General features: G+C 64.9%; 11 protein-coding genes. 2 read left to right on the plus strand and 9 right to left on the minus strand.

Annotated elements, in window-relative coordinates; all coding sequences use genetic code 11:
• Positions 1–22 precede the first annotated feature (22 nt).
• The 6 genes from AC1DHL_RS22770 to AC1DHL_RS22795 form a co-directional block, all read right to left on the minus strand.
• Positions 23–979 carry a hypothetical protein gene (locus tag AC1DHL_RS22770; protein WP_478101087.1) on the minus strand — a complete coding sequence of 319 codons (957 nt, stop codon included), beginning with the start codon at positions 977–979 and terminating at the stop codon, positions 23–25.
• 54 nt (positions 980–1033) lie between these two features.
• Positions 1034–1759, minus strand: a complete 726-nt coding sequence (locus AC1DHL_RS22775) for an ABC transporter ATP-binding protein (RefSeq protein WP_478101085.1) — start codon at positions 1757–1759, stop codon at positions 1034–1036.
• A 10-nt stretch (positions 1760–1769) separates the two neighbouring features.
• Positions 1770–3722 carry a branched-chain amino acid ABC transporter ATP-binding protein/permease gene (locus tag AC1DHL_RS22780; protein WP_478163461.1) on the minus strand — a complete coding sequence of 651 codons (1953 nt, stop codon included), beginning with the start codon at positions 3720–3722 and terminating at the stop codon, positions 1770–1772.
• A 24-nt stretch (positions 3723–3746) separates the two neighbouring features.
• Positions 3747–4622: a branched-chain amino acid ABC transporter permease gene (locus tag AC1DHL_RS22785; RefSeq protein WP_478101081.1), complete on the minus strand. Its 876-nt coding sequence runs from the start codon at positions 4620–4622 to the stop codon at positions 3747–3749.
• Between the two features lie 218 nt (positions 4623–4840).
• Entirely contained in the window at positions 4841–6070 is a 1230-nt protein-coding gene (locus AC1DHL_RS22790) for an ABC transporter substrate-binding protein (RefSeq protein WP_478101079.1), read from the minus strand.
• Positions 6071–6214: 144 nt separating this feature from the next.
• Entirely contained in the window at positions 6215–7258 is a 1044-nt protein-coding gene (locus AC1DHL_RS22795) for an aldo/keto reductase (RefSeq protein ID WP_478101077.1), read from the minus strand.
• A gap of 157 nt (positions 7259–7415) precedes the next feature.
• Here AC1DHL_RS22795 and AC1DHL_RS22800 point away from each other — a divergent pair, with 157 nt between their 5' ends.
• A complete protein-coding gene (locus AC1DHL_RS22800) occupies positions 7416–7721 on the plus strand; it encodes a hypothetical protein (protein WP_478101075.1) in 306 nt (101 codons plus the stop codon).
• Complete coding sequence (locus tag AC1DHL_RS22805; protein ID WP_478163462.1) at positions 7702–8640, plus strand: RNA polymerase sigma factor; 939 nt, start codon at positions 7702–7704, stop codon at positions 8638–8640. The genes AC1DHL_RS22800 and AC1DHL_RS22805 overlap by 20 nt, the downstream gene beginning before the upstream one ends.
• Positions 8641–8651: 11 nt before the next feature.
• Here AC1DHL_RS22805 and AC1DHL_RS22810 read toward each other — a convergent pair whose 3' ends face one another.
• The 3 genes from AC1DHL_RS22810 to AC1DHL_RS22820 are packed head-to-tail and all read right to left on the minus strand — an operon-like array spanning position 8652 to position 11548.
• Positions 8652–9248 carry a cytochrome b gene (locus AC1DHL_RS22810; protein ID WP_478101071.1) on the minus strand — a complete coding sequence of 199 codons (597 nt, stop codon included), beginning with the start codon at positions 9246–9248 and terminating at the stop codon, positions 8652–8654.
• On the minus strand, positions 9220–9810 hold the full coding sequence (locus AC1DHL_RS22815; protein ID WP_478163463.1) for a c-type cytochrome: 591 nt from the start codon (positions 9808–9810) through the stop codon (positions 9220–9222). Before AC1DHL_RS22815 ends, AC1DHL_RS22810 begins: the two co-directional genes overlap by 29 nt.
• Position 9811: 1 nt before the next feature.
• A complete protein-coding gene (locus AC1DHL_RS22820; RefSeq protein WP_478163464.1) occupies positions 9812–11548 on the minus strand; it encodes a PQQ-dependent dehydrogenase, methanol/ethanol family in 1737 nt (578 codons plus the stop codon).
• Positions 11549–11622: the final 74 nt, after the last annotated feature.

Below are 11622 nucleotides of genomic sequence, written 5' to 3' on the forward strand. Positions count from 1 at the left end.
TCTCAACGGATATCGTGCCGGCCTATCCGGACTGCCCAAAGTGATTGATCGATGGACCCAGAAGGACTTGTGCCCATTGGGCGGCGTCGAATGGTTGTTCCATGCTTGCGCGGACGCAGAACCAGAGGGTGCAACGACCATGGCCATCGATGATCGACATGAGGTCGCCGGCTTGTCCGACTGGCGGCAAGCTATCCTGCGGTCTGCCGATCACCATGGCGGCGGCCGGCACCACCTGAGATAGCTCGTTGTTCGGATCGTGGGCGCGGTATGGAGCCAGCCGTATCTGTGGCCCCGCTTCGGACTGAAAGACGCCGCCGCAGTCTCCACTGCCGACGCCCTTGACGCCGATCTCTCCTTCGCCGGTCATCCCGACCGGCCCCAGTCCATAGACACCGGAGTTCGCCAGCATGTCCACCTGAGCCAGGTCCGGACGCGCAACGCTTCCGGCAAAACCGACGACACCGGGTGCGCTGATCTGGAAGCCTCCAAGGTCCGCGGCACCGCCGATGCCAACCACTCCGGGACCAGGATTCGAACTTGCACTCTGACGCCCATGTTCAAGTATTGGCTGACCGGAAGCGCCTTTGCCGAAGACTCCGACATTCCCGGTGACCCTCTCGGTGGGCAAGGGTGTTTCGCCCCCGGCGAGACCGACCAGTCCGGGTCCTTTCACGCCATCATCGCCCGATGGTCGGGTAGCACCCCTGCCAATGACGCCCGCTGTCGCGTATCCGACCCCATCGACGCCGCCGACACCCACGACACCTGGCCCCAATACGCCGTTCCCCTGTACGCCGACCTTGCCCTCACCGCGAACACCGGTGGCACTTTCCGAGCGACCGACGACGCCGTGCCCCGTATCGCTCGAGCCTCGGACCCCCGTGTCATTCCCGAAGACGTCCACACCAAAATCGAGAGACGCGCTTTGCGTCCCGAATCCGGTCTTGTGTCCGAGGTAGTTGCTGTTGGTGTCCATAGCGCATCCCGGTTGGTTGTCGGGGCCGACTATGCAAGCGGTGAGCGGTACGAGTCAACCGTGCCCACCCCCCAGATACGCCGCCTTCACCCCCGGCTCGTTGCGCAGCTTCTCCGCCGGCCCGTGCAACGAAATTCGCCCGTTCTCCAGCACGTAGCCATAGTCCGCCACGCCAAGCGCGGCAGCTGCGAACTGCTCGACCAGCAGCATCGTCACGCCCTGCTCCTTGAGCCGCTCGATGATGCGGAACACCTCGGCAACCAGGATGGGCGCCAAGCCCATCGACGGCTCGTCGAGCAGCACGACCTCGGGGTTCAGCATCACCGCGCGGGCCATGGCGAGCATCTGCTGCTCGCCGCCCGACAAGGTGCCGGCCAATTGCGTGCGGCGTTCCTTCAGGCGCGGAAACAGTTCCATCGCCCGCTCAAGATCGGCGGCCACATCGCCGCGCGGGCGGCTGCCTGTCAACCGCGGGAACGCGCCCAGCGTGAGGTTGTCGGTGACGCTCATGGTCGCGAATACGCGCCGGCCTTCGGGCGAATGCGCAAGCCCCAGCTTGGCGATGTGATACGACTCCAGCCCGTCGATGCGCTTGCCGTTGAGCGTGATTTCGCCCCCGGTCGCGCGGATCATGCCGGACACCGCGCGCATGGTCGTCGTCTTGCCCGCGCCGTTGGAGCCGATGAGCGTCACGACCTTGCCCTTGGGCACTTCGATCGAAATTCCGTGCAGCACCTGCACCTTGCCGTAGCCGGCCGAAAGATTCTGGATGGTCAGCATCTGATGATCCTCACGCGGCCTGCGCGGCAGGTTCCGCTGCATCCTGTCCGCCGAGATAGGCCTCGATGACCTTCTCGTCCGATTGCACCTGGGCCGGCCCGCCCTCGGCAATCTTCTGGCCGAAGTCGAGCACCGAGACGGTGTCGCACATGCTCATCACCACGTCCATGTGGTGTTCGATCAGGATGACCGTCACGCCATGTTCGCGGATCTTGCGGATGATGGCGATCAGTTCCTTGATGTCCGGCGCCGTGAGACCCGCGGCAGGCTCGTCGAGCAGCAGCAGTTGCGGGTCGAGCGCGAGCGCGCGGGCGATCTCCAGCAGGCGCTGCTTGCCGTAAGGCAGGTTGCGCGCCTCTTCCGCCGCGAACTCCTCCAGTCCGACGAACTTCAGCAAGCCGAGCGCGCGGTTGGCCGCCGCGGCGTTCTCGCGGCGGTAACGCGGCGTGTGCACGGCCACGTCGAACAGATTGCTCTTGAAAGTGTGGTGCAGGCCGACCTGCACGTTCTGCTGCGCCGTCATCTCGCCGAAGAGCTGCACGTTCTGGAAGGTGCGCGCGATGCCCGACAGCGCGATGTCCGCGGACGTGCGCCCGACCAGCGAGCGCCCGCCGAATTCGATGCTGCCGGCAGTGGGCACGTAGATGCCGGTCAGCACGTTCATCATCGTGCTCTTGCCCGAGCCGTTGGGCCCGATCAGGCCATGGATGGATCCGCGCTTCACGGTCAGGTCGACGTTGTTGAGCGCCTTCAGACCACCGAACTGCATGAGCACGCCCGCGGCCTGGAGCACTTCGGCTCCGCCGCTGCCCGATGCCGCGACACTCACCGCATCGGACGGCGCCGCAGCCGGATCGACCACTTCGACCTGCGCCTTGGGCCGGCGCAGATTGAGCGCGTTGCGCACGAAGCCGACGATGCCGTCCTGCAGGTAGTAGACGACGAACAGCATGATCACACCGAAGATCGACAGTCGCCAGTCGGTCATGGTGTCGAGCCAGAACGCGAGTCCGGCGAGCGCGATGCTGCCGGCCACCGGGATCGCCATCTGCTTCGGCGTCACGCGCTGACGCTGGATGCCGACCACCGCGGTGATCATCACCAGCACGGCCAGCCCGACCGACACGTAGCGGAACAGCTCCACGTCATCGAGCAGCTTGGGCAGCAGCACGATGATGGCCGCGCCGAGTATCGAACCGGTGCGGCTCTTGCGCCCGCCCATGATCACGGCCAGCAGGAACAGCACCGTCAGCTCGAAGTTGTAGGTGTTCGGCGAGATGTACTGCTCCGAATACGCATACAGGCTGCCCGCCAGGCCGGCAAAGCCGGCGCTGATCACGAAGGCGTAGACCTTGTAGCGGTACACCGAAACGCCCATGCAGTCCGACGCCACCGGGCTGCCGCGCAGCGCCTCGAAGGCGCGTCCGAGATGCGAGCGAAGGATGCGGTGCACCACGATGAGCGACAGCACCAGCATCACCGCCACGAGCCAGAAGAACTCGCGTTCGTCGAGCTTGTGGCCGAAGAGCGGCGGCTTGCTGAGCTTGATGCCCATCGGCCCTTCGGTGATGAAGCCCATCTCGTTGATGAGGATCTGGATGATGGTGCCGAAGGCCAGCGTGACCATGGCGAGGTAGGGCCCCGTCACCCGCAGTGCCGGCAGCGCAAGGATGGCGCCGAACACCGCAGTGACGCCGATGGCGGCGACCAGCGACACCATGAGCAGCGCACCCATCTTGAAGACCAGCACGCCGGCGGTATAGGCGCCGAGGCCGAAGAGCCCCGCGTGGCCGAGCGACACCTGCCCGGTGTAGCCCACCACGATGTCCAGCCCGAACAGCAGGATCGCGTAGATCATGATGGTCTCGAGCAGGTGGATGTAGTACGGGTTGTCGATGCCGATCGGGAACAGCATCAGCACTGCGAAACCCGCGATGGCAAGAAGAAGGCGACCAGTTTTCATTGTGTTGACTTCGATGCCTCGCGCTCAGACTTTCTTGATGGCCGTCTTGCCGAACAAGCCCGCGGGCCGCACGGCCAGCACGATCAGCAGCAGCACCAGGCCGGGTACGTCCTTGTAGCCGGTGCTGAGATAGAACCCGGTCGTGGTCTCGGCGATACCGAGGATGATCCCGCCCACCACGATGCCCATGCCGCTGGTCAGCCCGCCGATGATCGCCACGGCAAAGGCCTTGAGCCCGAGCACCGCGCCCATGGTCGCGCCGGTCAGCGTGAGCGGAGCGATCAGCACGCCGGCAAAGGCCGCGGTGAGCGACGACAGCGCGTACGAGAAGGTGATGACGAGCCCCGTGTTGATGCCCATCAGCTTGGCCGCATCGCGATCGTTGAAGGTCGCGACCACCGCCTTGCCGTAGATCGAGCGGCGGTTGAAGACTTCCACCGCCAGCATCATCAGGATGGCGCCGACCACCACCAGGATTTCCATCGGCAGCACGTTGGCGTTGAGGAACTTGATCGGCGCTTCCGGCAGCGGCGAAGGGAACCTCAGGTCGTCGCGGCCCCAGACGTTCTCGGCCACGTTCTTGAAGATGATGCCGAGCGCGATGGTCGACATGATCCAGCCGAACTCCGACTTGATCTTGATCGCGGGCCGCACGCCGATGCGCTCCACCACCGCGCCCTGCACTGCGCCGAACACGCAGACGATGGGGATCATCAACCAGTAGTTCACGCCCAGCGTGACCAGCGTCAGGCCGACGAGCGCGCCGAGCATCAGCGCGTCGCCCTGCCCGAAGTTGAGGGTGTCGGAAGTCGCGAAAGTCAGCTGGTAGCCGAACGCGATCACGGCATAGATCATGCCCAGCGCGATACCGCTGAAGATGAGTTGGGTCAGGATTTGCATATCAGTTTTTCCCGGCGCATCGCGTGAGAACAGTTAACCAAGGAAGCGGCGCCCATTCGGGAAACACCGCGGAGCCGGCTTTGCCGGGCCGCCGGTGTTGCCCCCTTGAGGGGGAGGCGGCTACACGCAGTGAGCAAGCAACGGGGGTGGGTTCATTACTCATGAAAAGACGCCGCCGCGGGAAAGATCCCGCGGCGGCGCCGAGATGGAGGCGCAGATCAGGGCTTCAGCAGTGCGTCGTTGGCGGCGTTGTTCTTGAGGCGCACCTGCGACGCATTCTTCATGTCGTCCGCACTGGCGTAGATCACTCGACCACCCTTGACCTCGCCGAACACCGGGATGTTCGCGGTGATGGAGTCATGATCACCCTTGGCGAAAGGCTTGTTGTAGGTCGTCACCACACCTTCCACCGGCGCTTTGAGGTCTTCCAGCGCGGCCAGGATCTTCGGACCTTCTGTGCTGTTGGCCTGCTTCATGGCGGCGGCCAGCAGGTAGATCGAGTCGTAGCCCTGCGCGGCCGAGACCGGCGAATCGATCCGGTTGTTCTTCGGCTTGAAGGTCGCCACGTAGCTGGTGATGAAGCTCTTGCGCTTCGGCGTGGTCGGCTCCTGGATGAAAGTCTGCGGCATGCGCGCGCCGTCACCGCCGGGGCCGGCGTTGTCGATGAAGTTGGCCATCGACAAGGTCCAGCTGCCGACCATCGGCACCTTCCAGCCCAGCTTGGTCATGCCGTTGGCGATCTGCGCAAGCTCGGGGCCGATGCCGTAGGTCAGCACCGCCTCGGCGCCGGCTTCCTTGGCCTTCAGCAACTGGGCCGTCATGTCGACGTCCTTGATGTTGAACTTCTCGACCGCCACCGCCGTGATGCCCTTGGCCTTGAGCGCCTTCTCGAGATCCTCGCGGCCGAGCTGGCCGTAGTTGGTCGAGTCGGCCAGGATCGCCACCTTCTTGAAGCCGCGACGCGTGACCGCTTCCTCGACGATCATCGGCGCCTGGATGCTGTCATGCGCCGAATTGCGGAAGACGTAGTTCTCGGGGTCCTTGTCGAACTGGTGCGTGATGATCGAACCCGTCGCCACGTTGTTCAGCACCGGGATCTTGGCGTCCTGGAAGAAGCGCTGCGAAGCCAGCGCCACGCCGGTGTTGATGTAGCCGACAACGGCCACGACCTTTTCCTTGTTGATGAATTCCTGGGCGATCTGCACGCCCCGTTCATTCTTGGCCTCGTCGTCGCGCTCGACGAGCTGGATCTGCCGGCCCAGCACGCCGCCGGCCTTGTTGATTTCGTCGGTGGCCAGGCGGACGCCGTCGCGCATGCTCACGCCCATCGAGGACGATCCGCCGGTGAACGGTCCGTCCACGCCGATCTTGATCGGATCGGCGGCGAACGCTCCCGCGGAAAAGGCGATGGCACCTGCCACGGCGAGAAGCTTGAAACTCAAAGGCATGTCGAAAATCTCCAAGTGTCTGAATGTTTCTAAACCATAACTACAAGAGGGAAAACCGAAGAGAGTGACAACCCTAAATGGACGCTGACTGGCCGCATTGGGCCTGTTTGCGCAGACCAATTCGCTGCATCCCGGACAGCTGTCTCAACGTCCCGCATCGGACAGTTGTTTTCTGCGGTATTCGCCCTGCCGGACGAACATCCACCCCGGGTACTCGGCCGGCAGTCGGCTGACCTCGTCGAGTTGCGCCAGTTCGGCCGCACTCAATTCGACCTTGGTGGCCGCCATGTTGTCGGCGAGCTGATCGGGCCGCTTGGCGCCGATGATGACACTCGTCACCTGCGGCTGATGCAGCAGCCACGCCAGCGCGATCTGCGCGACCGACACACCGTGTGCCTGCGCGATGGGGCGCATGGCGTCGACGCAGTCGTACGCGCGATCCTTGTTGACCGGCGGAAAGTCGAAGGCCGTGCGACGACTGCCCTGCTCGCCCTGCTGGTCGCGGCCGTACTTGCCGCTGAGCAGGCCGCCCGCCAGCGGACTCCACACCATCAGGCCGACGCCTTCGCTGCGCAGCATCGGCACCAACTCGCGTTCGAGATCGCGCCCCGCGATGGTGTAGTAGGCCTGCAACGATTCGAAGCGCGACAGCCCCCACCGCTCCGCTACGCCGAGCGCCTTCACGATCTGCCACGCGGCCCAGTTGGAAACGCCGACATGGCGAACATGGCCCTGGCGCACCAGTTGGTCGAGCGCACGCACCGTCTCCTCGATGGGCGTGGCCGGATCGAAGCCATGGATCTGGTAGAGGTCGATGTGGTCGAGTTGCAGCCGCTTCAGGCTGGCCTTGACCCCGTCCATGATGTGGCCGCGCGTGGCGCCGCGTGCGTTCGGGCCGGGCCCGGTCTCGCCGAAGACCTTGGTGGCGACGATCACGTTCTCGCGCGGCACCTTGAGGTTCTTGAGGGCTTGCCCGGTGATCTGCTCCGACAAGCCGCCCGAATAGACGTCGGCGGTGTCGATGAAATTGATGCCGGCATCGAGGGCCGAGCCGATCAGGCGTTCGGCGTCGGCCTGCTGCAGGTCGCCGATCTGGGCCCAGATGCCTTCGCCGCCGCCGAAGGTCATGGTGCCGAGGCACAGCTCGGACACGAAGAGGCCAGTACGGCCGAGGGGATGGTGACGCATGGGAAAACAACTCCTGAAGCGAAACGAAAGAACCGGACGCGAGCATAGGCGTCTGCGGAAAATCCTGCAGGCGCCGGCACCGCATCCTTTCGGGTCGCCCGAACGTCTTGTGCTTGTCACAGAATGGTTCCGGCGCCGCCGGTGAAAGGACTGAAACGTGAAACACATGGTTCGATACAAGGTCAAGGCTGACCGCGTCGCCGAAAACGAGCGCCTCGCCGCCAAGGTCTACGAGGAACTTCACCGCCTCAAGCCGCAGGGCCTGCGCTACGCCACCTTCCGGCTCGACGACGGCGTGAGCTTCGTCCACCTCGTTTCGCACGAAGAAGCCGATGGCAGCAACGCGCTGACCTCATTGCCCGTGTTCAAGGAATTCACGGCAGGCGTGCGCGATCGCTGCGAAGAGCCGCCGGTCAACACGCAACTGAAGGAGATCGGCTCGTATGGATTCTTCGGCGACTGAGCCTGAGCCCGCCAACGCGATCATCGCCACGCTCGAGGAGAGCCGGCGCCAGTTCCTGGCGCTCGTCGACGACATCCGGCCCGACCTGCATCGCTACTGCACGCGCATGACCGGCTCTGTCGCCGATGGCGAAGACGTGGTGCAGGACACGCTCGCGCGCGCCTACTACCAGCTCCCCGAACTGAAGGAACTGCCGCCCCTGCGACCCTGGCTGTTTCGCATCGCGCACAACCGTGCGATCGACCATTGGCGGCGCGATGTGCACCGGATGGCCGAGCCGATCGAATCGGTGCTCGGCATCGCCGACGACGAAGCGCACGAACCCGATAACGCGCTCGCGCGCCACCAGGCCGTGCGTGCGGCGCTCTCGTGCTTCCTGCAACTCGCGCCGGCGCAGCGCGGATGCGTGATCCTCAAGGACGTGCTCGAACATTCGCTGGAGGAAATCTCCGCCGAGTTGGAGCTGAGCGTGCCGGCCGTCAAGGCAGCGCTGCACCGGGGGCGGACGCTGCTGCGCCAGTTGTCAGAAGCGACGACCCATGCGCCTACGCCGCGTGCCGCGCCTGCGATCTCGCCCGCGCTGCGCCGCTATGCGGATCTGTTCAACGCCCGTGACTGGGACGGCGTCCGCGCAATGCTGGCCGATGAAGTCCGCCTCGACCTCGTCTCGCGACGCAAGGCGGCGGGCCGGCGCGAGGTCGAGATCTACTACACGAACTACAGCCGCCAGGACGACTGGCGGTTGGTGCCGGCATGGCTCGAAGGACGCGAGGTGCTGGCCGTCATGCGCGCGCCCGACGCGACGCGCCCGGGCTACTTCATGGAATTGCAATGGCGCGACGGCCGCGTGAGCCTGATCCGGGATTTCCGCCACGTGGCGTACATCGCCGAGGAAGCCGCGATGGAACTCGCGGACTGAACGCGGCCTCGCTACATCCACATCCGCGAAAAGACATGGTCGCGGTCGATCCAGGCGTGTTTCAGCGCCGCGAGCACGTGGCCCACGATGAGGGTGCAGAGCACGAAGGCCGTCACGCCATGCACGAGCCCCAGAAAGTCATAGACAGCAGGCAACGGCGGCCCCCACGGCGGCCATTGGAACCCGAAAAAGGTGATACCGAACCGGTTGAAGTTCGACCCGACATAGCCCGACAGCGGCATCACGACCATGCACACATACAGCGCGATGTGCACCGCCCGGGCGGCCCGGCGCGTGCCGATCGTCATGGAGGCCGGCCATGGCGGCGGCGCATGCGAAAGCCGCCAGGCCAGCCGCGCGATGATGAGCACGCCCAGCACGATGCCGAAGGATTTGTGCAGGTTGACCACGGCAGAGCGCGCAGGCGTGTCGCGTGGCGCGATGTCGTCCAGCAGAAAACCGAATGCGATCTGCCCGAACAGCGCCAGCGCAATCAACCAGTGGAGCAAGACGGCCACGCGGGTGTAGCGCAAGAGCGCTTCCGTGCCGGGCGTGCCCGGCATCTTCGGTGTCGGGTTCTCAGAGGCCCGCGAGGAAGTGCGCGACATTCTCGATATCCTGCGCGCTCATCGTATTCGCCACGCTGGTCATGGTGCCGGCGTCGTTGGTGCGGCGCCTCTCCTTGAAGTCGGTGAGCTGCTTGACGATGTAGTCATGGTTCTGGCCCGCTACGCGAGGCACTTCATTCTGGCCCGCGAAGCCCCCCAGGTGGCACATGGTGCAGAGCGTCTCCTCGGACTTCGCCCGGCCCAGCTTCACTTTCGCTGCATCGGGCACGAAGCGCTGGGGCGGCGGCTTCTGCGCCGCGAAGTAATCCGACAGTTCGTGCATTTCGTCGCGTGTCAGACCCGCGACCATCGGCGTCATGAGTTCGTTCGACCGCCGCCCTTCCTGGAAGTCGCGCAGTTGCAGGTAGAGGTAGCGCGAGGTCTGCCCCGCGATGATCGGATAGACGGGCAGGATGGGTTGCCCATTCGCACCGTGGCAGGCCGCGCAGGCCGCCGCCTTCGCGGGCGCCGCTGCCTGCTGCGCATTGGCGCCGCCGGCAAGCAGCGCGCTTGCCGCAACGGCCAGTACTCGAAGTGCGCAGGCAACGGCGTTGGGCTTCATCCTATTGCAATGCGAACACCATGACCGAGTTGCCGCGCTTGAAGTCGAGCTGCGTGTTGCCACCTGCGGCTACGGCGATGTATTGCTTGCCACCGGTCGTGTACGACACGGGCGGCGCATTCACGCCGGCCCCGCACTGGTACTCCCACAGCTTCTTGCCGGTCTTGGCGTCGAACGCACGGAAGAGCCCGTTGCCTTCGCCGTTGAAGACCAGATTGCCGCCCGTGGCCAGCACGCCGCCGATGAGCGGCTGTTCAGTGTCGAACTTCCACGCCATCTTGCCGGTGTCGATGTTGACCGCCGCGAGCCGTCCCCATTGCTTCTCAGACGGAATCACCTTGAAGGCGCCGCCGAGCCACAGCTTGCCGCCTGGGTACTTGGCCTCCTCGACGTGGTAGGTCATGGGCTGGTGCAGGTTGGCGGCATAGGCCAGCCGCAGCTTCGGGTTGACCGCCATGGGGCTCCACTCGACACCGCCGTTGGCGCCGGGCAGCATGCGCGCACCGTCCTTGGTCGGCAGCACCCACATGTTCTCCTGCGGGATCATCGCCTCGCTGAAGCGGATCAGCTCGCCGGTGGCGCGATCGTGCACATAGATGTGCCCCGTCTTGCCGCCGTGGATGGCCACCTTGTGCATCTTGCCGTCCTTGCCTTTCGCATCGGTCAGGATCACGGGCGACACGGCATCGAGGTCCCACACATCGTGCGGCACGTACTGGTAGTGCCACTTGTAGGCGCCGGTGTTCAGGTCCACGGCCACCATCGAGTCGGTGTAGAGGTTGTCGCCGGGCCGCTCCGCGCCATAGAGGTCGGGGCTCGGATTGCCGACGACGAAGAACGCGGTGTTGGTTTCCTTGTCGATCGCCGGTGCCATCCAGACGCCGCCGCCGAGCGTCTTGTAGAAGTCGCCGCCCTTGGCGAGCTGGGCTTTCTCTGCATCGATGTTGCGGTGCAGGTCGCGCTGGGTCGCGTCCTTGGTGGCCCACACGCCTTCGCTGCCCTTCTCGGGCACGGTGTCGAAGGTCCAGAGCAGCTTGCCATCGTTCGCATCGAAGGCCTTCACGTAGCCGCGGATGCCGTATTCGCCGCCGTTGGTGCCGATGAGCACCTTGCCGTTGACGGCCACTGGCGCCATGGTCTCCGAATAGCCCGCTTCAGGGTCGCCGATCTGCGTGGACCACAGCACCTTGCCGGTCTTCGCGTCGAGTGCGAGGAGCTTCGCGTCGAGCGTGCCCATGTAGAGCTTGTCGCCCATGATCGCGACGCCGCGGTTGTTGGGTCCGCAGCAGAAGGTCGTGACCGGACCCATCTTGTGCTTGTAGTGCCAGAACTCCTTGCCGGTCGCGGCATCGAGCGCATACACATGGTTGTAGGAGGTGGTGATGAACATCACGCCGTCGACGACGATGGGCGCGGTCTCCATCGATTCGAGCACCTCCGTCTGGAAGGTGAAGGCCGGCCGCAGCTTGGCGACGTTGCCCGTGTTGATCTGCGACGCCGGATAGAACCGCGTCTGTGCATAGCTCATGTTCGACTGCAGGAAGTTGGACGAGCCCTTGTCCGCCGTGTCGAGCTGCTGCTGCGACACCGAGATCGTCTTCGGCACCGGCGCGCCCGTGGCCGCCGCCTGGCCTGCGTTCTCCGCCTGCCCGAGCGCGGCAGTCGAGATCAGGCCGATGACCGGCCCTGCAACGTACACACGGCGCCACGCGCGCGCGAACCTGGTCTGCTTGAACATCGCGGGTCTCCTCAGGCGTTGTTATGCCTTTTTATGCCACCGCGGCGACCCGGGAACCGGTGTCGCAAGGCACA

It is taken from the genome of Variovorax sp. 10L426, from assembly GCF_056395305.1.